Consider the following 24,565-nt stretch of genomic DNA (forward strand, 5'->3'; position numbering starts at 1 on the left):
AACTGTAAGGAGGTTGCTGATGTGTTAAGCAAGAGACAACATCATATATTAACGTACTTACTTGAACGTGAAGCCTTTGTTCAAATTCATAATTTAGCAACACAGTTCAATGTATCTGAAAGAACAATTCAATATGATCTTGAATATATTGAAACTAAGGAAGATAAATTAGATTTAACGATACATCGGAATAAATATGATGGGATAAAGATTACAACAACAGCTCCTCAGTTGGCAACATTAGAGCCAAAATATACAGGAACATCGATGCATTATTCAAAGAAAGAACGCATATTATATATCACTTTGAAGTTGTTTGAATCGATTGAACCCACATCATCCCAAGTATTAGCAACTTTAGTTTCAGTAACACGTCGTACGATTGTTGAAGATTTGAAAAATGTTCAATCTTGGTTAGAAGAAAACGATTTGCTTCTTGAGTACAAGAAAAATAAAGGGTTTGTGATACAGGGTGAGGAAAATGCTTATCGTAAAGCCTATGCCACACGTGTACATGAATATTTTCAAACGCATACACATCATATGGGACATCAACTTTTTTCGAATAAAGAGTTAGAACAAATTCGTTTAACAGTCACTTCTATCTTATTAGATGCGAAATATCAGTTAGTTCAAAGTGCAATTGACGGATTGATTTATCACATTTTGATTGCGCTACATCGTACAAATGAACATTTCGCCTTCGACATACCTGATAAAGAGTATGAAAAGCTCTCTAAAACAGAGCAATTTCATATTGCGCTTAAAATTAAAGGAAAATTAGAAGATATTTTTCAGATTGAATTTCCAAAAAGTGAGGCAGCTTTTATTACTTTGCATTTATTAGGTGCTAAAACGTCAGAAGTGAATGAACTCAATCAACAAATAGACGATTTAGAGGTATTAACAGAACAATTGATTGAACGTATGAGTGGAGAGTTAGGATTAGATTTAATGTCTGATAGCAAATTAGCAAATGGTTTAATCGTACATTTGAGACCTGCAATTCATCGATTGAAGTTTGATATGACGCATGCGAACCCTTTAAATAAGGAGATTCATGCGCAGTATGACCATATTATAGAGGGAATCAAAAGACATGTATGGGGCATTGAAGAAAATTACCAAATCGACTTTACTGATGATGAATTATCATACATCACACTGCATTTTGCTTCTGCGATTGAACGGATTTCAGCAGTGACAACAAATGCCATTAAAGTCGTATTACTTTGTGGATCAGGTATAGGAACTTCTCAATTATTAAAAAGTAGGATGGATCATATTTATCCGGAATTAGAAATTGTAGATGCTTATTCTATATATGAAATAGATGAAGTAATGCTAAAACATGAAGGTATTGATTATATCATTTCTACTGTCCCTTTTGAACAAGCGAGCGTACCAGTAATTAGGGTTTCACCATTTTTAAATAAAGAAGATCGAAAGCAATTAAATGAAATTATCAACCATTCAAGAGAACGATATGTAAATGATGTCAAAGGGTTAGGACCAACGTTACAAGAAGTATTACCACAATCTCGAATATTGACACAACAGCCAACACTTTTAAGAAATGATGCAATTCGACAATGTGTATCATCGCTTGTAAATGACCAAATCGTAGATGAGGCCTATGCAGCTGACATTATTGAACAATTAGATGCATTTGGACCTTATATGGTAATTAGTCCTCATATTGCATTGATTCATGCTAACCATAAACATGTTAAACAACCTGTAGGCTTTAGTTTAGTTCATTTTAAAACGGGTGTGACCTTTAATCATCAGCAATACGATCCAGTGCATATCATTATTACATTAGCTACGGAGCAACCGCAGATACATTTAAATGCTTTGCGACAATTTAGCGAGCTAATCATGGACGAATCAACGAGAGCAACACTGTTTTCTGGAAATATAGCAGATATCATGTCATGTATTCGTGATGTAAGTCAACATTAATAAGGGGGATATAAATGAGTCTGGAAATTTTATCATCAGATAAAGTACTGATACGAGATCGAGTAGATGATTGGAAACATGCAATTCGTGTAGCATCTAAACCTCTGCTAGAACAAGGGTACTTTAAACAACAATACATTGAAAAGATGATTTATAGCGTAGAAGAATTAGGACCCTATATTGTAATAGCACCTGAAATCGCAATAGCGCATGCTAGACCGAGTGATGATGTCAAAAAAATAGGATTAAGTTTATTGAAATTGAATCACCATATTAACTTTTCTGAAAATGGACATCATGCTTCTCTCGTGTTTGTATTAAGCGCTGTTGATAACGAAGGCCATTTAGAAATATTAAGGAATTTAGCAACCATCTTAGGGGATTCGAACACAGTTAATAAATTATTAGTAGCAACAGACATTGATGAAATAATAAATATATTTAAAGGAGAATGATGAAAATGAAAATTTTAGTTGTATGTGGTCACGGTTTAGGAAGTAGCTTTATGGTGGAAATGAATGCACAGGAAGCTTTGAAAAATTTAAATGCACCATCAGACATTAAAGTAGAACACAGTGATGTTATGTCTGCGAGTCCTGATATGGCAGATTTATTTATTTGCGGTAGAGATTTAGAAGAAAATACAAAGCACTTAGGGGACGTTATTGTTTTAGATAACATTCTAGATAAGGAAGAGTTACAAAATAAATTGAATGAGAAATTAAGTGATTTGAACATTTTATAAATTATAAGTAAGGGGGCAACGTTATGAAACCTATACTAGATTTTATCGTTGATATTTTGAGTCAACCTGCTATATTAGTTGCTTTAATCGCTTTGATAGGTCTAATTATGCAGAAAAAATCTGCCACTGACATCACGTCCGGTACGATTAAAACAATACTTGGATTTTTAGTGTTAAGCGCAGGGGCGAATGTTGTAACACAATCATTAGAACCATTTGGAAAAATATTCCAACACGCTTTTGGCGTGCAAGGTGTTGTACCTAATAATGAAGCAATTATTTCAATTGCTTTAGAACAATATGGCACAACAGCAGCATTAATTATGGTATTTGGGATGATTGTTAATATCATTATCGCACGTATTACGAATTTGAAATATATCTTTTTAACAGGTCATCATACATTTTATATGGCAGCCTTTTTAGCTATATTACTGTCAGTAGGTAATATCACTGGGACATTGACAGTAATCACGGGATCTATTATTTTAGGATTAATTATGGCCATATTACCAGCGTTAGCGCAACCAACGATGAAGAAAATAACTGGGACTAACCAAGTCGCTCTAGGTCACTTTGGTACGATCAGTTATTGGGCAGCTGGAGAGGTTGGAAAGTTATTTAAAGGGAAATCTAAATCAACTGAAGAAATTAATTTTCCTAAAGGCTTAAGCTTTTTAAGAGAAAGTACAATCAGTATTTCACTCACAATGACATTACTTTATTTTGTGGCAGCATTATTTGCGGGGCCAACCTTCGTACATACAGAAATTAGTGACGGCCAAAACTTTATTGTATTTTCACTGATTCAAGGGGTTACTTTTGCAGCTGGTGTGTTTATCATATTAACAGGTGTACGCCTAATATTAGCTGAAATCGTGCCAGCGTTTAAAGGTATTTCTGAAAAATTAGTACCTAATACAAAACCAGCATTAGACTGTCCTATAGTCTTCCCTTATGCACAAAATGCTGTATTAATTGGCTTTTTTGTCAGCTTTATTGTTGGGGTCTTGGGCATGTTCGTCTTATTCTTATTTGGTGGCGTAGTTATACTTCCAGGCGTAGTAGCTCACTTCTTCTTAGGGGCAACTGCTGGCGTTTTTGGTAACGCACGTGGAGGTATTAGAGGTGCAATAGCAGGTTCAGCATTAAATGGCTTGTTAATTACATTCTTACCACTACTGTTCTTGCCATTCTTAGGAGAACTTGGTGGCGCAGCAACGACATTCTCAGATACAGATTTCTTAGTCGTAGGTATTGTCTTTGGTAATATTGCTAAATACCTTGGACTTATCGGTATCGCCGTCTTAGTCTTAATCCTAGCAGCGGTAGCAATATTATTACAAAAACGTACGAATCAAAAAGAAGCAGAAGAACAGTAAAATTAAATAATTAAAATAAAACAGGTGAGCATCTTATAACTAAAGGATGCTCACCTGTTTTTAATATCAATTTAGTGTGAAGTTTTGCTGAAAATGAACAGAGTTAATGTGTTAACTCAAAACTTTCTGCTATTAAATCTTTAATATGATTTATAGAGTTAATTTCATTTAAATTGATGCTTATCCAATTGGATTTATCCATGTGATAGGCTTTGTAAAACCCTTCTTTTTTTCTTAAAGGACCAATAAATTCTTGTCTGACTTTCAAATTCAATACATCTATTTCATCAGTGCCATTTAATCCTATTTTGTCTTGAGAAATATTCATCACTAAAGCAAACCATTTTTTGCTATCTTTATGTCTTAAAGCTGCAAAGTTCGAATAAGTTTGCCAAGGATAATCTGGTTTTACATCATACTTACGATTCACATAATTAAAAACTTCTTCTCTATCTAACATTATTTCACCTTCTTATTAATTATCTTCCCGTATTATTTTAATTTAATCTCTAGCGATATGTTAATGAATAAGCTACATAATTGTACGGAATTTTGCTTTTTTAAATAAATATTTTCTTTCATATAAAAAACTTCATTTTATATGGTACACTATTGTTATTAAAACTTATTATGTCAGGGGAGAGTCATAAGTGCTTTATACAATTACATCAACATTACCACCAGTTCATGGCGGAAGAACGAAAGCGTTGTTAAATAGAATTCAATTAATGCATAACGATTTAAATGAAACAAACACAATATTAACAACAAATTATAATCCTAACTATTATGAAGTTATTAAATCATTTGTGGAAAATAATAAATTAAATGCTCAAATCAGAGTAGAAAATATTTATGATTGGCTATCTGATTTTAAGTTATTATATAATCCACACTCTAATAGTGACACAATAGAATATCAGGAAGTTGAACGAGATATTGAAGGATTAAGAAGTGAAATAAGAAAAAACAATAGGGATATTGTCCGTTATTATGACGGTGATACATATTTTTTATATAGAAAGTTTAGACCAGGAAGTAATATTTTAGAATTCGAAGACTTTATGACTCCTTATTGTAAAAAAAGAGTTGAGAGACATCAGTACAATAATTTTGGTCATTTACATAAGAAAATTTATTTTTCTACTAAAAATTATGGGAAAATTGCCGAAAAGTTCTATGATAGAGAGGGTAATAAATATTGTGAAAAGTTTTTTGCTGATGATGAGAACACAACACTATTATTAATTCAATTATATAAAGAGGGAAAACATTTTAAAGCATTTGAAAATGAAAAACAGCTTTTTCAATATTATTTCCAAAATCGTTTTAAAGATGGAGATATTGTCTTTAATGATGCCAGACTTTTAGATATACCATTATTAAAACAAACAAATCACACTAAAAATGTATTGGTATTTCATAGCTCGCATATAGATGGAAATAATGTGAAAAAAGCATATAAATACGCGCTTACGCATTCTGACTGTGTTACTAAATATTTAGTGTTAACGAACCATCAAAAAATAGATATACAAAATTTATACTCTATTGAAGATGAACGTTTTGCTGTAATACCCCACTTTATTGAAGTTGCAGAGCCTTCTCGTGAACCATCAAACTTTAAAGATCAATTTATCTATATTGGCAGGTTTGGCGTAGGAAAACAATTGGACCATCTTATTAAAGCATATAAGTTATTTCGTGAAGCAGGTTACACGAGCAAACTCGTATTATATGGTAAGGATGAAGCGGGACAATTAAAAATGCTTAAAAACCAAATAGAGGAATATGATTTAAATGAGTATGTTGAAATTAATGACTATACATCTAATCCATTAGCTGAATTTAAAGCTTCGAGAGCATCGCTATTAACGAGTAGCTTTGAAGGATTTGGTTTAACAATTATGGAAAGCATTGCAGTTGGATGCCCTGCCATTTCATATGATGTTCAATATGGTCCGAGAGAAATTATTGAACATGGTAAAAATGGATATCTTATTGAACCTAATAATATTCTAGAATTTGCAAATGGTATGATGAAAATTGTAGATAAACCACTTAACAATGTAAAAAATAATGAAAGATTAAAACATCAAACAGCAATTAATAATTACGCTGAACTATTGAAACAACTTCAAGAAAAAATTACAATATGAATAAGGCATTAAAAAATCTCAACCAGCATTGGTTGAGATTTTTTTAATTATTAAGTTATTTAACTTCGTTCGGTACGTCTTTCGGCACGTCTTTAACTTGATACGTTTTTTTATATTCTTCACTTGCATGTTGCATGGGTATTAAATAAAGTGCTAAGGCAGCTATTAAACCTGGAATAGCAAAAGCGATAAAGTACATAGGCATAGGTAATGCAAATGTGAGTAAAAAGCCACCCATTAGCGGTCCAATCATTCCGCCGACTCTCCCAATACCAGAAGCTGTACCTAGCGCTGTGGATCTAATATAGGCTGGGAAATATTGCGATACGAAAGCTTGAACGAGATTTTGTGAACCTATGGTAGCAGCGCCAGCGATTGCAATTAAAATATAAATAACAAATATATTAACATCTTTACCTAAAGACAATAGAGATAAAGAAATAGCGCCAGCAATGTATAATGGCACAAGTAGTTTTTTGGAACCAAATTTGTCACATAGTTTTCCGATTATAAGTGTTCCTACGATTGCTCCAACTTGTAATACGATTAAAAACATTAAACTAGAATTTAATTCATATCCTGCTCGCATCATTAAATTTGGTAACCATGTATTTAAACCAAAAATCATTAATAAACAGCAAAAGAAAGTTAACCAAAATAAGACTGTACTGAGCGCCCTGTTTTCTTTAAATAAGTCCATTAAAGGCACTTTAGTAGTAGAAACTTCGATATCTTTTATCGTATCGTTCATTGATATGTTAAGTTTTGGATCAATTTTTCTTAATGTATTTACTGCTTCTTTTTTCCTATTAGTACGATTTAAATAACTAAACGTCTCAGGTAATTGCTTAAGTAAAAACGGTAGTGCAAATATAGGTAAAATTGCCACCCAAAAGATTGAGCGCCAACCTCCGATAGGCATTAATGTTAACCCTAACACTGGTGCAAGAATACCACCAATTGAGTAGCCACATAACACTATTGAAACGACAAGGTTTTTCATTTATTTCAAGACAAAAAAGATGGCCAATGTTTGATCGTAAGCCGATTGATAAATGGTCAGAAGGTAACTTTACATTAATTGGTGACGCCGCACACCCAATGTTACAATATCTTGCTCAAGGTGCATGCCAAGCTTTAGAAGATGCATCATTCATGGCTGATATGTTAGAAAAACATGAAACGAATTATGAAAAGGCATTTACAGAATTTGAAGAAGAGCGTAAACCACGCACGACATTTGTACAAGAAAATGCACGTGTATGGGGCGAAATCATACATGGTAAAAATAAAGTAAATAATCTATTAAGAAACGCAATTTTGAAAGCGCGTACAGAACATGATTATCAATATGTAGACCAATATCATGGTGGGCATTTTCAAAGTGAAGAAGTAAGTCATTAAAAGAATTCATAAATTGAGCTATAAAGCATCTATATTGTAGATGCTTTATAGCTCTTTTTAATTCTCATGAAATTTAAAATGTTTATTCTTTGTAATAAACAAATTGACTCGTTGTCGCGAGTAAATTTCCGTCATAACTCCATATTTCTCCAGTTTGGTCAAAGAAGCCATCATAGAATTTAAGTGCACGTGTATGGCCTAAGACTTCTCGATTACCATTCATTTTAAGTGTTTCTGAATCAGCATGAAAATAAATAGTAAGCGAAACTGTTCCAATAGGTACCATTTTTTCACGACGTACCCAAATACGTGGAAAGAAAGCATCACATATTGAAGTAAGTGAGAGAAAATCAAGGTTTCTCTTTGGATTGTCTTGTATCCATTGAAGTGTCGTAGAATCATGAGCATTGTTAGATTGTGTTTGTGATAATGCGAGTGGTGCCCCTTTGATAATTCGTATATCATAATTCTGTAACCAAGGTGGTGCACCCTCTATTGATGGAAGCGCAACATTTTCAGCAGCTGGTACATTAGGGAACGCTATCTCGGTAGTAGACCAAGTATCTCGTCGTTGAGCAGTAACAGCCGTTCCAGTAATAACAGTTTTAGCATTTTGAGAAAGCACAATATACCAATGCTGAGTGGATCGATTTGTTCGAGTAGGTGTTGCTTTAATATTAAAATCGCCATCAGCTACAGGTGCTGCGTAGTTAATAGTTAACGCAGCTGGTTCTCCTAATCGTTCTGGATGTTCTAAGACAGCACGAAGCAACGTAGATGCAATAACGCCACCAAACGGTCCAATCATATTGGCATACTTTTCGGACGTATGGCCTTTATAAACACCCGGCGTTTCTTCAGTTAGTTGTGTAGCTTTATCAAATGGATGATTCTGTCCCATAGTAAATCCCCCCAAATATTACAATTAATTATCGTTTATACATACATAGTATAACCTGTTTTAGTTGGTTTAAGCATTGATTTTAAGCAATACCTAAAATGATAAAGGCTGAGGTTATATTTCAAAATTGTTTTTAATACTGAATATTTTATTACTATCTTAATATGACTTTTAAAATATTAACATCCGATTCTGAAAAGTATAAAAAAAATAAATTATTGTTTAATTATTCTTAATTATCTGATAATATAAAATTAGTTTGTAAACGTTTTCAATTAAGGGGGATTAAGATGAAAAGATGGGGGATATTAATTATCATTTTTTCAGTTGTACTAGCAAGTTGTGGTAAAGAAAATAATTCGAGTGCATCGGATAAACAATTTCCCAATGAAACGATAGAAATCGTTGCGCCAGCTTCTCCAGGAGGCGGTTGGGATACTACAGCACGTGCGATACAAAAAATTATGATTGATGAAGACTTAACTAAACAAAATGTTAATGTGATTAATAAACCTGGAGGTGGCGGAGAAGTAGGCTGGCAATATTTAAAATCACGTTCGCCGAATACGATTTCTATCAACTCAAGTTTATTATTATCTAACAAGGAATTGGGATTAAGTGATTTAGGTACAGATGACTTTACACCTATTGCAATTTTAGCAACAGAGTGGATTAGTTTAACAGCATCTAATCAATCTAATTTAAGTTCTGGTAAAGAAGTGATGGAAAAGCTAAAAAAAGATCCAGAATCCTTAACCATAGGTGTTGCACCAGGTTTAGGTAACAATGACCACTTAGCTTTTGTACAGGCAGCTAAGGAATATGGCGTCGATGTAGATAAAATCGATTTCCTTGTATATAAAAGTGGAGGAGATTTGCAAACCGCTTTATTAGGTGGACATGTAGATGTTGCTTCTACTGCTGTCTCTGAAGTAAAAGAACAACACCAAACTGGAAAATTAAAAATGTTAGCAGTAACATCTGATAAACCGGTTGAAGGCATCGAAGATGTTCCTACTTGGGAAGAACAAGGTGTTGATGTCGTCTTTCCACATTGGCGTGGCGTCATGGGGCCGAAAGATATGACACCAGAACAAATTGCCTATTGGGATGAAACAATGCAAGATGTAGTGAAATCAGATAGATGGCAAAAAATAAGAAAGAACAACGACTGGGAGAATTATTATAAAGATAGCGAAGAAAGTGAGAAATTTTTAAAAGAACAACGTAAGAAATATAAAAAACTAGTCGAAGATTCAGGTCTGAAATAAGGGGGAGTATAAATGTCACGACTTGTCTTTCCAGTATTATTAATATTATTTGGTCTTATTTATTTAGTATTAACTATAAATATACCTAAATCGAACATTGGCGATCCTAATAGTCCGATGTATTTTCCAATGTTAGTCGGTTTATTGCTTTTGATAATGAGTATTATTTATTTCTTTCAAGAATTCAAAAAACGTCATGAAGGTTTTACAGCTTTTTCACAATTACTAGAGAGGAAAACATTTATACGTATCGTCTTAACAATTGTTTTAACAGTAATATACGCTTTAATATTCGAACGTCTTGGCTTTTTAATTTCAACAATTATATTCTTAGGTGCCATTATGTTCTTAATTAACGGATATAAAAGATGGTTACAGAATATTTTAGTTACGGTGATTTTTTCTGGCATTGCATGGTACACATTCGCACAATTATTGAATGTCAGTTTACCTTAAGGAGGGTGATTTAAATGGGGATTGATGCAGGTAGTTTTTTAGAAGGATTATCAACTGCGTTTCATCCGATGAACCTTTTATGGGTCCTTATCGGTGGTTTTCTAGGTACTGTAGTAGGTATGTTACCTGGATTAGGACCTGCGACTGCGGTTGCAGTGCTCATACCTGTGACATTTGGTATGGAACCCGTAAGCGCATTGATTTTAATGGTTTCAATTTATTATGGTGCCATGTATGGTGGCTCGAGAAGTTCGATTTTATTAAATACACCAGGTGATGGCTCAGCCATTGCAGCTACATTCGATGGTTATCCAATGACCAAAAATGGAGAGGCGGGTAAAGCACTAACAATCTCAGCAATTGCTTCGTTAATTGGAGGTATTACTGCGGTGTTTGGTTTTATCATTTTAGCTAAGCCATTGTCTGCCTTTGCTTTAAAATTTGGCCCACAAGAATATTTTTTACTATTCTTATTTACGCTTTCAGCTATTGTAACTTTATCGTCAGGGAAGATGGTCAAGGGTTTCATTGCGACAAGTATTGGTTTAATCATTAGTACAGTAGGGGTAGATTTACAAACAAGTATTTATCGTTTCACATTTGATTTACCTCATTTAAGTGAAGGTATCAACTTCTTAGTCGTTATCATTGGGGTATATGCCGTAGCAGAAGTATTATATAATTATTTACATTTAGATGCATTGAAACCACCTAAAGCTGATGTAGGATCAATGAAATTATCTAAGGAAGATATAAAGAACACAAGAGGCGCTATGCTTCGCCAAAGTCCTATTGGTTTCTTAATCGGTGTATTACCAGGAGCCGGCGGCTCTATTGCGGCAATGTTAAGCTATTCAACCGAAAAACAAATATCTAAAAATGGCAAGAATTTCGGTAAAGGTCAAATAGAAGGCGTAGCTGCGCCAGAAGCTTCTAATAATGCTGCTTCCGTAGGTGCTTTAATCCCGTTATTAACGATGGGCGTACCAGGATCAGGAACAACAGCTGTAATTTTAGGTGCAGTCGTTATGCTAGGTTTACAACCAGGGCCTTTGTTATTTGCAAATGAGCCTGAAACGATATGGACACTCGTTAATAGCATGTTTATTGGTAATATATTCTTAGTCATTTTGAACATTGCTTTAATAGGATTACTGTTAAAAATATTACGAACACCACCCAAAGTGTTATATCCTATTATTTTAGTGTTGGCGTTTATCGGTACATATACATTAGGGTATAGTATCACTGATTTCTATATTCTAATTATTTTTGGTATTATCGGCTTAGTTATGAAATTATTAGATTTCCCGGCTGCGCCTTTAATTTTGGCAGCAATCGTAGGTTCAGATATGGAGCAGAATTTTCGTAAAAGCTTAATAGTGAGTAATAACAATGTAGCAGATATCTTTTTGGCATCCCCAATTAGTCTCGTGTTAACATTGATGACTATTCTAGCGCTGTTCTATCCACTGATTATAAAAGGATTTAAAAGAATGAAAGTGAAAAAATAACATAATAAATCTACTCATTATGTTATGTCATGAGAGGTTTCAAAACGTAGATAAACCAAGTGCTATAAAAGCATTTGGTTTATTTTTTATAGATGTTTTTCCTTGAGATAATCTTTGTTTATCAATTTCTTTACTAAATTTACAAGGAAATGGAAGAATTCTTTTTCGCTAATTCATTTATATATTTGTTGTCCTATATTTTAGTTCCTTCAATGAATCAAGGCAGTGATTTGTGCCGACTCCGGCGGGAAAAGTACTAGCCGAATACTATAGGATGAGTCATGCCTGCTGTAAGTGTGTACTAAAAAGTGCCGACAAAGTTGAAGACTTTGTCGGCACTATGCAACTGCTCATTAAGTTCTATAAACAAAGATTTTAAATAGTTATTATTGAAGCATTTCCTTATATACTTTTTGGTTTTGATAAACAGTAGTTAGCAGAGGTGCATTTAATTGGTATGATGCTGCTAAATTTAATAAATAACCTTGTAAATGATCTGCTTCAATATTTAATCCTTTTTCCATATCTCGTTGCATAGAAGTCTTGAAGTGATAGGATAATTTCGGCAGTGATTTCATATATTGATCGACGATATTATCCGAAATCGGCGCATTATGTGTACGCATAATTGAAGCGATTTCATTGTATAGTGACTCAATAAAATCAACGCCTCCCACGCTATCACGAATTGGTCCAATTGGTGCATGCATGAGTGTAGTAAGACTTGATAGTACAGTGATCATTAAATATTTATGCCACATACCTTGCTGGATATTTGAACTTAAAATAAATTCAGCTTTGGTATTTGAAAAAGCTTGAGCAATTTGTTCAGCACGTTCACTTTGATCACCATTTAATTCACCAAAAAAGAGTTTGTCAAAAGGACTTGTATGAACGATTTCACCAACGGGGTTTAAAGTCGTTTCAATAACGCAATAACCACCCATAATTTTATTTTCACCGAAAGTTGATTGTAACTTTGGTAGATGTGCGATTCCATTAAGTAATGGAATAATCACTGTATTACCGTTAACAAATGGTGTTAAATCTTCAAGCGCATGTTCTAAATGATAAGACTTAGAAGACAAGAGCACTATATCGAATGGTTTCACACGGTCTTTTCTTGTAATAAGTTGAGGGTTAAAGTGATAGTCACCCTTTTCGCTATGAATAGATAGACCATTACGCTCTAGATATGATTTTCTTTTTGAACGTACTAGAAATGTAACGTTTTGACCACCTTCAGCTAAGCGACCACCAAAGTAGCCCCCGATACCACCTGCTCCTAAGACTAAAATTCTCATTATTATGCAACTCCTCGTGTTATGTATTATTTCTAACTTGTTAATATATATATACCACTTCATAAAATTATTACGCATATATATATATATATTTTATATTATTATTGTAGATGTATATATTAAATTAAGGTGTTATTTTTTCTTTAGCTTCTCAAATTATAAAGTTAACTATCAGAATGATTATTGTTTCACATGGAACGAAGTGGAAATATTTATGAAAACAAATGATTTAGAATTTTCTAAAAACTTATTGACTAATCATGAGTGCGATGCTAGGATTAAAACAATCAAATACATATGATTTACTCTTATCTAGAGTGGTGGAGGGATGTGCCCTATGAAGCCCAGCAACCGTCGTTTTTGAAATGGTGCTAATTCACAGAAAGTAATTTTACTTTCAAAGATGAGGGAAGGTGGATACTTTCTCTTGAAAACCAAGAGAAAGTATTTTTTTATACATAGCTTTAGTCGTAAATTAAAACAAATTATAAGGAGAGATTTGATGAAAAGGGTTACAAGTTTAGTTTCGTTATTAGTATTAGCAGTTATATTAGCAGCGTGCGGAAATTCAAAGGGTGAAGGTGAGGATAAAAAAATCACGATAGCAACGTCTCCTGCACCACATGGCGAAGTGCTAAAACACGCTAAAAAAGCAATGAAAGAAGAAGGTTATGAATTAGAAATTAAGACAGTGAATGACTATAAAGTGCCTAATAAATTATTAGATAAAGGCGATGTAGATGCAAACTTTTTCCAACACGTGCCTTATCTAAAAGCTGAAAAAGAAGATCATAACTATAATATTGAAGAAGTAGGAAAAGTCTTAACTACGCCAATGGGTGTGTACAGTAAAAAATATAAAGATATTAATGATATCCCTAAAGGCTCAACAATTTATGTATCGAACAATCCTGCTGAAGAAGGACGCTTCTTATCATTTTTTGTTGATAAAGGTTTAATTAAAATTAAAAAAGGTGTAAATATTGAAGATGCAAAATTTGAAGATATTGTAGAAAATAAAAAGGATTTAAAATTCAATAACAAACAAGGTGCTGAATTTTTACCAAAAACATATAACAGCAAAGAAGGCGCGGCAGTTATTATGAATTCCAACTATGCTATCGATAATGGACTAACACCACATAAAGATTCGATTGCAGTTGAGGATAAATCATCACCATTTGCAAATATAGTCGCCGTTCAAAAAGGCCATAAAGATGATAAAAAATATCAAACGTTAATTAAAGTACTACAATCAAAAGATACACAAGACTTTATTAAAAAAGAATACGGTCAAGACGTCATTCCTTATGAAAAATAGGTTGTCATAGATAACACAATAAATTGGTTACATTTTATATAGTAATTAAAAGTACCATATATTAATATTCTATAAATAAGGCGGGGATAAAATGTCCAAAATAGGAATCATTGGGCTTGGTAAAGTAGGAAGCCAAGTACTTACAGACGTCCAAAATTTAAATTTATTCTCAGATATTGTATTAATTGATACAGATACAGAAAGAGCAAGTGGTGAAGCACTGGATCATTTGCACACGCAAGGTTTACCTAATTCAACCCACATCAATATTCGCGAGGGCAATTACGAGGATTTAACCGATGCCTCATTCATTGTAATTACAGCAAGTGTGCCAACAGATCCTAATGAGGGTGACCGGGTATTGCTTGCGAAAGGTAATCGAATTATGATTGAAGGAGTCATGAAACAAATTAATCGAGTGACACAAGATGCGATTGTTATTTTAGTTTCCAATCCAGTAGATACAATTACTTATATGAGCAATGCATCTCAGTACCCTTCACATAAAATAATTGGTACTGGTACATCTTTGGAAACATCTCGATTTAAAACATTGATTGCGTCATATTACCAAGTTGACCCTAAGAATGTTGAAGCGTTTGTGATTGGAGAACACGGGCAACATGCAGTTCCTGTATGGAGTAAAGTTAGAATTTATGGCATGACATTAGATGAATTTCAACAATTGACGGATACTCCACCTATCGATAAAACGCGCATAACTTCAGAAATAGATCAGGTATCTATGGATGTGTTTTATAAAAAAGGATGGACAAATGTAGCGATATCGAAAGTAGTTAATTATTTAATACAAGCAATTGCATTAAACCAGCAGAGCATCATGCCGTTAACTTCAATAAGTAATGAATATGGTTTGAATGAGAGTGCCTTTAGCCTACCTACATTAGTGGGACGTGAAGGTATTAAACAGAGGTTTGAAATTCAACTTAGTCCAACAGAAATTGCGCAACTCAAAGAGGCGCATCGATATATAAAACAAACAATTAGTAAAGTAACAAATTAATAATTGAGAGATAGTAACGAATGAAAAATTCAGTTGCTATCTCTTTTTTTATTTAAAATAAGCATTTATAGCAGAAATTAAGGTGATGTTAAATAAACAGTGAACTCCTTGCTTATATAATGAGTTATAGCTACAATGTATTTGATATTATAGGTAACGCTTACTAATAAGGTGTGTAAGAATGTGGAAAGTGCGGTGCAGAAATGCAAGAAAGACATGCTAAACTTATTCGTTTAATATTAAATAATAGTAATGATTATTTAAGTGCAAACGAAATAGCGAACTACTTGAATGTTTCCAACAGAACTGTACGAAGTGATATTAAATATATTAATAGTGAGTTAGTGAAAGAACTCATTGTTAGTGTAAAGGGTCGAGGTTATAAAATGAACCGTACCTTATATAGCGTGGAACAATTAGCAGAAATCGTTACAGCATATACGAATAAAGAAAGTGAAATACTGTTGAAAATAGGGTACCAATTGCTAATGCATCAACAACCCATGACTGTTGATCAATTGGAAAATGACTTTGGCTTAACAAGATCAGAAGTAAATGACTATTTAAAGAGAATACAATCATGGTGTACCTCATTTGATATTAATGTAAATATTTCTAAGAAAAAAGGTATTACAGTTAATGGTAACGAAATGAATATAAGAAATGCGATTCTCCATTTAAATCAGCTCTCTACAAAACACCAGACTGTAGAGCAATTCATTCTAAATGAAATACCGGAAGCACATATCCAAATGATATTTCAAATTATTAAAAATAACTTAAGTGATTACCAAATACAAACTTCCGATATTCGAATTCGACAATTGCTCATACATCTTATTATTATCTTTAAAAGAAACAATGACAATGACGCTTCGTGGGTTGTAGATGAAGAATCACAAATTATAGCACAGCATTGCATAGACGAAATAAATCGTAAATTAGCATATGGTCTAAGTGATGAAACTGCTAAATTGTTTTCATTTTTTATTAGTTACTATTTTAATAAATACGATTTAGGCTTAGAAAAAGTGTTCGTTAAAAGTTATATCGATAGAATGATATATCAAATGGAAAAAAGTGTTGGAGTGAATTTTACTAAAGATAAAGCATTACGTGACAATGTTTATTCACATTTTAGTAGAACCTACTTACGTATTGCTAAAAATGTCTATATTAACAATCCATTAACTGAAGATATAAAAAAACATTATCCTTTTGTTTTTAACACATTATATGAAACAGTAAATCATTTGTCTAAAGACGCAAAAATAAATCTAGTAGAAGATGAAATTGCATTTTTGGCATTACATTTTCAATCATCAATAGATCGTAATGAAAAAAATCGTTTTAATATCGTAATTACTTGCTACTATGGTTTGGGTATTTCAAGTTTATTGGAAGCTAAAATAGCAAATTTAGATGATAGGATACACGTGATAGATACATTGAAATTAGAAAATGTGTCACAGTATGATTTTTCAGGTGTCGATGCTTTGATTACGACGCATTTTATAGATAAATTTCAGGTGCCAGATACATTACAAGTAATGGAGGTTTCTCCATTATTTTCCAATGAAGATGCTAATAAAATTCAATCATTTATACGCCATAAGCAAAATCCTGTGCTAAATCAGGATGAATTAGCAGCCATTCAATTTGATGTGCACTCAGACAAGCAAGAGCTAACAGAAGCATCCTATGTGTTTGAACAGGCGCAAATTATTTTTGGTGACAACCACTCAGTTAGCGAAAAATATATCCAAAGTTCTTTGGAAAGAGAAAAATTTTCTTCTACTTTTATAGGAAATGGGATTAGTATTCCTCACGGCGATCCTGAAAAGGTACTGAAATCACACGTGGTGATTTTTAAAAACATGCAGGGTTTTGGCTGGAAACAAAATCGAGCGAAATTAGTCTTTTTCTTAGCAATAGCAGAACAAGATATTCCAGCTATGAAAAAGATTATTCATACGATAGCCAATTTAACTGAAAATGATGTAGATCAGTTGTTAGTGCTTGAAGATCAAATTTTAAGGGATAAAGTAATTCAGTTAGTGAAAGAATAATTGCCACTACTAACGGCAATTATTCTTTTTTATTTATTCATGAATGCGTTTACAATTAAAAGTAAGGAGGATGAACGTTATGAAAATATTAGCGATAACATCGTGTCCAAATGGGATAGCACACACGTATATGGCTCAAGAGAAACTAGAGCAAGCAGGTAAAGAAATGGGTATAGACATTAAAGTAGAGACGCAGGGAGGCGTTGGTGCTGAAAATGTTTTGACATCGAAAGAAATTAGAGAAGCGGATGGGATTATTATTGCCGCAGATCGCCAAGTAGATTTATCTCGATTTGATGGGAAATTATTAATCAATGAAAGTGTTCGAGAAGGTATTCATAAACCACAAGAACTCATTCAACGTATTATCGATAAAGATGCACACATACATCATGAAGCTAATGCGACAGGTGCTTCTAATCAAGATGATGAGGAGCAAAAAAGTGGCATGCAAATGATATACCAACATTTGATGAATGGTGTTTCATTTATGGTTCCATTTATCGTTGTTGGTGGACTATTGATGGCAATTGCATTGACTTTAGGAGGCAAAGCCACACCTGAAGGGTTAGTAATACCGGAAGATTCATTTTGGAAATCAATTGAAAATATCGGTAATTTAGCATTTAGCTTTATGGTTCCTATCTTGGCAGGTTATATTGCTGTAAGCATTGCAGATAAACCGGGGCTTGTGCCAGGGATGATTGGTGGTGCGATAGCTGCTGATGGTAGTTTTTATGGTAGTGACGCAGGTGCAGGTTTTTTAGGCGGTATCGTAGCAGGTTTCATAGCAGGTTATATTGCAAAATGGATAAAAAATATTAAAATACCAAAAGCAATGGCTCCAATTATGCCGATTATCATTATACCGATAATATCTTCACTTATCGTAGGGCTCATTTTTATTTTCTTAATTGGCGCACCGATTGCTAGTATTTTTGAAGGCTTAACGACATGGTTGAAAGGGATGCAAGGAACAAATATCGTAATTTTAGCGTTGATTATTGGCGCAATGATTGCTTTTGATATGGGTGGACCAGTAAATAAAGTAGCATTTCTATTTGGTTCAGCATTGATTGCTGAAGGAAATTATGCAGTTATGGGTATGGTTGCTGTTGCAGTATGTACACCACCTATTGGTCTAGGTCTTGCAACATTTATCAACAAACGCAAGTTTAATAAAGGTGAAGTAGAAATGGGTAAAGCTTCATTTACAATGGGATTATTTGGTATAACGGAAGGTGCGATTCCTTTTGCTGCTCAAGATCCCTTACGTATTATACCTTCTAATATGATAGGTGCTATGATTGCAGCGGCAATTGCAGCAATTGGTGGCGTAGGTGACAGAGTAGCACACGGTGGACCTATCGTAGTTGTGCTTGGTGGTATTGACCAAGTGCTCTGGTTCTTTATAGCAGTGATTGTAGGTAGTGTTGTGACAATGTTCTCAGTGTTAACACTAAGAAGAAAAACACCAGCAATAGCTGGAGATGCAGCGCATTCAGAAGCAGGAATGACAGAACAAAGTCAGAATGATTCAGAAGTAACTGCGCAAAATAGCGCTGAAGAAAAAGAAGATAAACAATCAACAACAGATGATGAGATTGAAGTATTTCAGCAAGAGGTAATTGAAATATCAGAGAAGAAATTGACAAGAGACGAAGCAATTGAACATCTTGTAGATCAATTAGATAAATATGATTACATTACAGATACGGAAAAACTGAAAGCAGACGTCTTAAAACGAGAAATGGAGTCGACAACGGCTATAGGCATGAATGTGGCAATACCTCATGCCAAGTCAGATGCAGTGAAAAAACCAATCGTAGCAGTTATGAATAATAAGCAAGGCGTGAATTGGGATAGCTTAGATGGCACATTGCCAAAAATTGTTTTCTTAATTGCAGTACCAAGTGATAGTAATGATACGCACTTGAAATTGTTACAGCGTTTATCTAGAGCGCTAATGGATGATAATATCCGTCAGAGTTTAATCGATGCAACACATATAGAACAAATATACGATATACTAAAAGAAATATAATTGGAGGTATGAGCATATGCCATTATTCTTACAACCTGTTTTTCAAGAACGTATCTGGGGTGGTACGGCTTTAAAATCATTCAATTATGATATTCCTAATGAATATACGGGTGAATGTTGGGGGATATCAGCACATCCTAATGGACCGAATATAATTGAGAATGGTAAACATAAAGGTAAAACATTAGAAGCAGTATGGAATGAAGATAAAGCATTATTTGGTGAAACTGGTGATACTAAATTCCCTTTATTAACGAAAATATTAGATGCAAACGATAAATTATCAATTCAAGTCCATCCAAATGATGAATACGCACAAAAATATGAAGGTGAATATGGCAAAACAGAGTGTTGGTATATTCTAGATGCACAAGAAGATGCAGAGATTATTTATGATGTGAACGCTAAAAATCAGGATGAATTAAACGAAATGATTGATCGACAACAATTTGATACACTTTTTAAAACAGTAAAAGTACAAGCAGGAGATTTCTTCTATGTACCAGCTGGAACAGTACACGCAATAGGAAAAGGTATTATGATTTTAGAAACGCAACAATCTTCGGATACGACATATAGAATATACGATTATGATCGTGTAGATAAAGATGGAAATAAACGTGATTTGCACTTAGAACAGAGTAAAGCTGTAATTCATCTTTCAGAAGATTCACCTAACACGACGCCAATACATGAAAATATCCAAGGGCAGCAGTACACACAATTTGTGTCTAATGATTTTTTCACAGTTGAACGTTGGGTGATCGCTGGTAACTTAAATTATAGAAAACCGCATGACTACTGTCTTGTTTCAATTGTTGAAGGTAGCGGACAAATTACTGTAGATGGAAGCGACTATAGTTTAAACAAAGGTACGCACTTTATACTGACAACAGAAGATACAGAGATAAAATTTAATGGTGACATGACGATGATTGTCAGTCATGTATAAATAAGGAGAGGCAAGATGAATTTGATTTGTCACAAGGCAAATTAGTTTTGTCTGTGCCTCTTTTTATACATAATTAAGATAAACTAATAAATGATGGAGTTGGTGCCTGATGTTGAAAATTTGTGTTGATATTGGAGGAACTAAAACGATTGTGGGCCTTATCAATGAAGACTTAGAAATCGTAGCGAGTCAAAAATTTAAAACGGATAAAGATGTGCCCGAAAAGGAATTTGAAGAAATTATAAACCTGGCGAATGACTATGTAGAGAATTTCGAAAATGTCGATAAAACTTCGTTAAATATTGCGATGCCAGGTCCTTGTGATTATAATCAAGGCTTATTTTTAAATCCTCCCAATTTGCAAAAATATAATGGATTTAATGCGGGTACTTATATAACACAGAATAGTGAATTTAAGCCACGATTTGTTAATGATACGGATGCTGCAATTTTAGCAGAACATCAGTATATAAAAGCACAAACTGAGGATTTCATTTATTTAACGATTAGCACAGGCGTTGGCATGGCTTATATGAAACAGGGACAATTAATCTCTGGCATTGACGGGAACTTTGGTGAGATTGGCCATACAGTAATTAAAAGCGATAGTAGTTACCAATGTCCTGTCTGTAAGCAATATGGCTGTGTTGAAAATGAGATTTCTGGATTAGCGATTAGCAGAAAAGCGAGTGGGATTCTAAAAAGAGAAGTGAGTACAAAAGAAGCCATTGAAATGTATGTTCAAGGTAAAGACAAAACAATAACTCATATGATTGAGGAAGTTTTAAACTTAACTCAACAACTGTGTACAAATTTATTTAGTGTATTTAATATTTATCATATTGTATTAGGCGGCGGCGTGACGCAAAGTCCATTGCCTTATAAAGAAAGTATAGAAACCTATGTAAAAGAACATCATTTAGTACGAAATAGTCCCATTAGTATTAAAGTAAGTGATTTAGAAGCTAATGTATTAACGGGTTTATATTTTGTGAATGAATCATAATAAAAGACTACACATATATTGTATTACTATCAAATAACGTTTTTATAAACCTCTTTGAAATGTATAACAATAGTGTGTAGTCTTTTTAAAGTTTATTTCTTTTAATAGCTAAGTATTTTCGTATGTTCAAAGTTTTAGATAATTGATCTGAAATCAACAAACCTAAAGCAATCGCACCTGCTATCAAAATAGCACGAATAAATGTGTTAGTTGCGTCAGTAAAATTAAGCGTAACGAGCTGTTGTGTCGCACTGAAAGCAATGCTTCCTGGAACAAGTGGAATAATACCAGGAATCATAAACAATACAACAGGCGCTTTATATATTCGACTCATAGTATGGCTGATTAAACCTAGTGTTAAACTACCTAATAAACTTGTGTATATTGTATCCATTTGTCCATGCTCGCTTAAAATAAAATGGACGATATAACCCATGGCTCCAGCAAATCCGGCGGGAAGAAATACCTTTTTATGCGAATCGTAAATCACGTTGAAGAAATAAGAGGCGCTGAAACTGCATAAGAATGTAATTAAAATAGTCATGAAGAATCCCCCTTAAAATAGTGAATACGCAATTGCTATGCCTGAACCAATCGCAAAAGCAATAACTAATGCTTCCAAAAATTTTGCTGTAAACATAAGCATGTGACGTCCAAATAAATCTTGTATTGCGGTTGTTATTAACACGCCAGGAACAATTGGCATAACTGAAGCAAGCATGGCAGGTCCAAACATATTATCAACATTGAATAATTTAGACCCAAATATAACAATTGTTCCTATTACAAAAGAAGCTACAAATTCAGGTATAAACATAGTCAGTGACTTACTATGCATATACTCTACGATTAAAAATCCTGTAGCACCAGCTATGATTGCGGTAAGTGCATCTGGCCATGTACCATTTTGTAAATATAAAAAGCTCAATGAGATAATGCCGGCTGCTATACCTTTCTTCCACAATGGAATAGTTACTGATGTACGTTCTATATTTTTTAAAAGGTCATAAGCTTCTTCTATAGACAATTGATTACTCGTGAGTTTTCGTGAAATTGCGTTAACTTGAAATATTTTCAATAAGTTGGTGATATTTTTATTAATACGTAAAATGCGCGTATCGTGTTCCTCACTAAGTGAAAAATTGATAAACACATTTATGACATATCCTTGGCTATTGTAATAGCCCATACAAATTGCTATGCGACGCATAGTATCTTCAACACGCGATACTTCAGCGCCAGAAGATAAAAGTATTTTACCGGTAAGTAATATGACATTCATGGTTATTTGATCTTTTTGATTATCCAAACATGCACCTCCAACTTATTGAACAATTAGTGTTATTATCCCAATATTAATTAACAAACACAAAGGTAAATACCTTTATTAATAGAATATAGGAGTTGAAATATAAAATTTACACACGCAGGAGTCTTCGGTTTGTGTGACGGAATAATAGCGCGCAGTCTAAAAAACGCCCAAACAAATAAAGGTTGGGCGTTTTTGACGTGCTATATTTTCAGAGTGTGAACTTGGTTCTTAGCGTCACTAAGGAAACTTTTAACATTAGTTTCCAAGTGACGCTTTAAAACCTTTATCAAGATCTGAAATGATGTCTTCTACTTTTTCTGTTCCAACTGATAATCTTACAAGTTCTGGTAGTACACCTGAAGCTTTTTGTTCTTCTGATGACAATTGTAAGTGTGTTGTACTTGCAGGATGAATGATTAATGATTTAGAATCACCAACGTTTGCTACGTGTGAGAATAAATCTAATCCTTCAACGAAATTAGCAATATCGTCTACTGAACCATCAACGCCAAATGTAAGTATAGCGCCTTGTCCATCTGGTAGATATTTTTGAGCTAATTCATTGTAAGCATTGTTTTCTAAACCAGGATAGTTTACCCATGTTACATTTGGATGTTTTTCTAAATATTGTGCGATGCGTAAAGCATTTTCTGAATGACGTTCCATACGTAGATGTAATGTTTCTAAACCAATTAAGAACTCATGAACATTGAAAGGTGATACAGATGCACCTAAATCACGTAATAATTGAACACGTGCTTTAGTGATAAACGCAGCTTCTCCTACATCCTTCGCATAAGAGACACCATGATAACTAGGGTCTGGTTCTACTAAGCCAGGGAATTTACCGTTATCCCAATTAAATTTACCACTATCAACAATGACACCGCCGATTGAAGTACCATGGCCACCAATAAATTTAGTGGCTGAATGAACAATTATGTCAGCACCATGCTCAAACGGACGTAATAAATAAGGCGTTGGGAATGTATTGTCAACAATTAATGGAACGCCATTATCATGTGCAATATCTGCAACAGCTTCTATATCTAGAACATCAATACGAGGGTTGCCGATTGTTTCTGCATAAACAACTTTCGTTTTATCTGTAATAGCATTTTTAAAGTTTTCAGGATTGCTAGGATCTACAAAATGGACTTTAATACCTAATTTTTTGAATGTCACTTTTAATAAATTATATGTACCACCGTATAAGTTTGAAGAAGCAACAATTTCATCACCTGTTTCAACGATGTTTAATAATGCGAGATGTATTGCAGCTTGTCCTGAAGCAGTAGCTAAAGCGCCAACGCCCCCTTCTAGAGCCGTGATGCGTTCTTCAAAGACATTTTGTGTTGGGTTCATAATTCTCGTGTAAATATTACCGTCTTCTTGTAGCGAAAATAATTTTTGTGCATGGTCTGTACTATCAAATACATAACTCGTTGTTTGATGGATAGGTACTGCGCGTGATTTTGAATCATCCACTTGTTGACCGCCATGAATTGATAATGTGTCTAAATGCCATGAATTCTGACTCATAATGTAAATCCTCCTATAAATTTGAATTTTCTGATAACTAATACTATACAAGAGCTATATAGTGAATTCAAGTATTCTTATTAAAAAAGTAAGGATTTATTTTAAGTGTTTTACAATATTTTAATTATAAAATTTGCAAAAAGGGCTGAAACTATTTATAATTCATATCAGTATAGTAGGGAATAAACAAAATA

At 33.6% G+C, this 24,565-nt stretch carries 22 protein-coding genes and 1 riboswitch; of the genes, 15 read left to right on the top strand and 7 right to left on the bottom strand.

Features of this window, described 5'->3' with window-relative positions:
- Positions 1-21: 21 nt before the first annotated feature.
- The 4 genes from PYW44_RS01565 to PYW44_RS01580 are packed head-to-tail and all read left to right on the top strand — an operon-like array spanning position 22 to position 4,092.
- Positions 22-1,965: a BglG family transcription antiterminator gene (locus PYW44_RS01565; RefSeq protein WP_107510453.1), complete on the top strand. Its 1,944-nt coding sequence runs from the start codon at positions 22-24 to the stop codon at positions 1,963-1,965.
- Positions 1,966-1,979: 14 nt separating this feature from the next.
- Positions 1,980-2,420, top strand: a complete 441-nt coding sequence (locus PYW44_RS01570; protein ID WP_021338844.1) for a PTS sugar transporter subunit IIA — start codon at positions 1,980-1,982, stop codon at positions 2,418-2,420.
- A 5-nt stretch (positions 2,421-2,425) separates the two neighbouring features.
- Positions 2,426-2,710 (top strand): PTS sugar transporter subunit IIB, encoded by a 285-nt coding sequence (locus PYW44_RS01575; protein WP_002506566.1) that lies wholly within the window; start codon positions 2,426-2,428, stop codon positions 2,708-2,710.
- A gap of 23 nt (positions 2,711-2,733) precedes the next feature.
- Entirely contained in the window at positions 2,734-4,092 is a 1,359-nt protein-coding gene (locus tag PYW44_RS01580) for a PTS ascorbate transporter subunit IIC (protein ID WP_021338842.1), read from the top strand.
- 103 nt (positions 4,093-4,195) lie between these two features.
- Here PYW44_RS01580 and PYW44_RS01585 read toward each other — a convergent pair whose 3' ends face one another.
- A complete protein-coding gene (locus PYW44_RS01585; RefSeq protein WP_046466009.1) occupies positions 4,196-4,552 on the bottom strand; it encodes an MmcQ/YjbR family DNA-binding protein in 357 nt (118 codons plus the stop codon).
- Between the two features lie 190 nt (positions 4,553-4,742).
- Between PYW44_RS01585 and PYW44_RS01590 the strand changes: the two genes are divergently transcribed.
- Positions 4,743-6,251, top strand: a complete 1,509-nt coding sequence (locus tag PYW44_RS01590; RefSeq protein WP_107510454.1) for a glycosyltransferase — start codon at positions 4,743-4,745, stop codon at positions 6,249-6,251.
- Positions 6,252-6,306: 55 nt separating this feature from the next.
- Here PYW44_RS01590 and PYW44_RS01595 read toward each other — a convergent pair whose 3' ends face one another.
- Positions 6,307-7,254 carry an MFS transporter gene (locus tag PYW44_RS01595; RefSeq protein ID WP_236593587.1) on the bottom strand — a complete coding sequence of 316 codons (948 nt, stop codon included), beginning with the start codon at positions 7,252-7,254 and terminating at the stop codon, positions 6,307-6,309.
- On the opposite strand from PYW44_RS01595, the gene PYW44_RS01600 reads away from it, so the two are divergent.
- Positions 7,176-7,655 (top strand): FAD-dependent monooxygenase, encoded by a 480-nt coding sequence (locus PYW44_RS01600; RefSeq protein ID WP_325971213.1) that lies wholly within the window; start codon positions 7,176-7,178, stop codon positions 7,653-7,655. The two genes, PYW44_RS01595 and PYW44_RS01600, sit on opposite strands and share 79 nt — an antisense overlap.
- An 82-nt stretch (positions 7,656-7,737) precedes the next feature.
- Here the strand turns inward: PYW44_RS01600 and PYW44_RS01605 are convergent, their stop codons facing one another.
- Positions 7,738-8,556 (bottom strand): acyl-CoA thioesterase, encoded by an 819-nt coding sequence (locus PYW44_RS01605; RefSeq protein WP_002511572.1) that lies wholly within the window; start codon positions 8,554-8,556, stop codon positions 7,738-7,740.
- A gap of 290 nt (positions 8,557-8,846) precedes the next feature.
- Between PYW44_RS01605 and PYW44_RS01610 the strand changes: the two genes are divergently transcribed.
- The 3 genes from PYW44_RS01610 to PYW44_RS01620 are packed head-to-tail and all read left to right on the top strand — an operon-like array spanning position 8,847 to position 11,797.
- Positions 8,847-9,827 (top strand): tripartite tricarboxylate transporter substrate binding protein, encoded by a 981-nt coding sequence (locus tag PYW44_RS01610; RefSeq protein ID WP_107510455.1) that lies wholly within the window; start codon positions 8,847-8,849, stop codon positions 9,825-9,827.
- Between the two features lie 12 nt (positions 9,828-9,839).
- Complete coding sequence (locus tag PYW44_RS01615) at positions 9,840-10,283, top strand: tripartite tricarboxylate transporter TctB family protein (protein ID WP_107510456.1); 444 nt, start codon at positions 9,840-9,842, stop codon at positions 10,281-10,283.
- A 14-nt stretch (positions 10,284-10,297) separates the two neighbouring features.
- Positions 10,298-11,797 carry a tripartite tricarboxylate transporter permease gene (locus tag PYW44_RS01620; protein WP_107519082.1) on the top strand — a complete coding sequence of 500 codons (1,500 nt, stop codon included), beginning with the start codon at positions 10,298-10,300 and terminating at the stop codon, positions 11,795-11,797.
- 386 nt (positions 11,798-12,183) lie between these two features.
- Here the strand turns inward: PYW44_RS01620 and panE are convergent, their stop codons facing one another.
- A complete protein-coding gene (gene panE / locus PYW44_RS01625) occupies positions 12,184-13,101 on the bottom strand; it encodes a 2-dehydropantoate 2-reductase (protein ID WP_107510325.1) in 918 nt (305 codons plus the stop codon).
- 305 nt (positions 13,102-13,406) lie between these two features.
- Positions 13,407-13,511, top strand: a riboswitch (SAM riboswitch).
- A 92-nt stretch (positions 13,512-13,603) separates the two neighbouring features.
- On the opposite strand from panE, the gene PYW44_RS01630 reads away from it, so the two are divergent.
- The 6 genes from PYW44_RS01630 (at position 13,604) to PYW44_RS01655 (ending at position 21,517) form a co-directional block, all read left to right on the top strand.
- A complete protein-coding gene (locus PYW44_RS01630; protein ID WP_021338830.1) occupies positions 13,604-14,422 on the top strand; it encodes a MetQ/NlpA family ABC transporter substrate-binding protein in 819 nt (272 codons plus the stop codon).
- Between the two features lie 91 nt (positions 14,423-14,513).
- Positions 14,514-15,446 (top strand): lactate/malate family dehydrogenase, encoded by a 933-nt coding sequence (locus PYW44_RS01635; protein WP_107510324.1) that lies wholly within the window; start codon positions 14,514-14,516, stop codon positions 15,444-15,446.
- 203 nt (positions 15,447-15,649) lie between these two features.
- The gene (locus tag PYW44_RS01640) at positions 15,650-17,515 is read left to right on the top strand and encodes a BglG family transcription antiterminator (RefSeq protein WP_107510323.1); all 1,866 of its coding nucleotides are present in this window, start codon (positions 15,650-15,652) and stop codon (positions 17,513-17,515) included.
- Between the two features lie 79 nt (positions 17,516-17,594).
- The gene (locus PYW44_RS01645; RefSeq protein WP_115075940.1) at positions 17,595-19,559 is read left to right on the top strand and encodes a fructose-specific PTS transporter subunit EIIC; all 1,965 of its coding nucleotides are present in this window, start codon (positions 17,595-17,597) and stop codon (positions 19,557-19,559) included.
- A 16-nt stretch (positions 19,560-19,575) separates the two neighbouring features.
- Complete coding sequence (manA, locus tag PYW44_RS01650) at positions 19,576-20,511, top strand: mannose-6-phosphate isomerase, class I (protein WP_107510321.1); 936 nt, start codon at positions 19,576-19,578, stop codon at positions 20,509-20,511.
- Positions 20,512-20,620: 109 nt separating this feature from the next.
- Positions 20,621-21,517, top strand: a complete 897-nt coding sequence (locus tag PYW44_RS01655; RefSeq protein WP_069813620.1) for an ROK family protein — start codon at positions 20,621-20,623, stop codon at positions 21,515-21,517.
- Positions 21,518-21,602: 85 nt separating this feature from the next.
- Here PYW44_RS01655 and PYW44_RS01660 read toward each other — a convergent pair whose 3' ends face one another.
- The 3 genes from PYW44_RS01660 to PYW44_RS01670 all read right to left on the bottom strand — a co-directional run bounded on the left by PYW44_RS01660 (position 21,603) and on the right by PYW44_RS01670 (position 24,371).
- Entirely contained in the window at positions 21,603-22,061 is a 459-nt protein-coding gene (locus PYW44_RS01660) for a threonine/serine exporter family protein (RefSeq protein WP_002506578.1), read from the bottom strand.
- A 12-nt stretch (positions 22,062-22,073) separates the two neighbouring features.
- Complete coding sequence (locus PYW44_RS01665) at positions 22,074-22,826, bottom strand: threonine/serine exporter family protein (protein WP_002506579.1); 753 nt, start codon at positions 22,824-22,826, stop codon at positions 22,074-22,076.
- Positions 22,827-23,084: 258 nt separating this feature from the next.
- The gene (locus PYW44_RS01670; protein ID WP_107510320.1) at positions 23,085-24,371 is read right to left on the bottom strand and encodes a homocysteine synthase; all 1,287 of its coding nucleotides are present in this window, start codon (positions 24,369-24,371) and stop codon (positions 23,085-23,087) included.
- Positions 24,372-24,565: the final 194 nt, after the last annotated feature.

It is taken from the genome of Staphylococcus equorum (assembly GCF_029024965.1).
GTDB lineage: Bacteria > Bacillota > Bacilli > Staphylococcales > Staphylococcaceae > Staphylococcus > Staphylococcus equorum.